We start from the raw sequence: 223 nt of genomic DNA on the forward strand, positions 1-223 counted from the left end.
CGGCGTCCGCATCCACGGCCGTCAGCGTACCGGAGGCAGCTACGGTCACGTCTTCAGTCACGGCTCCGGTGTCAGTTCCGGTGATGACGGGTGCATCTTCGGTACCGTTCACCGTGATGGTGATAGTGTGCGTGTCGCCGCCGTTGGTCGTCACCGTAAAGGTCTCGGTTCGAATATCGCCATTGTCCAGCGCCTGCGCGCGGCCATCCAGCTCGTATTTCCA

At 61.9% G+C, this 223-nt stretch carries 1 protein-coding gene; it reads right to left on the reverse strand.

Annotated features, from left to right (window positions below):
* Window positions 1-223 (reverse strand): VCBS domain-containing protein (locus HUV30_RS04000; RefSeq protein ID WP_205245190.1); only part of this gene is annotated, 223 nt, incomplete at both ends.

It is taken from the genome of Desulfovibrio subterraneus (assembly GCF_013340285.1).
Classification (GTDB): domain Bacteria; phylum Desulfobacterota; class Desulfovibrionia; order Desulfovibrionales; family Desulfovibrionaceae; genus Halodesulfovibrio; species Halodesulfovibrio subterraneus.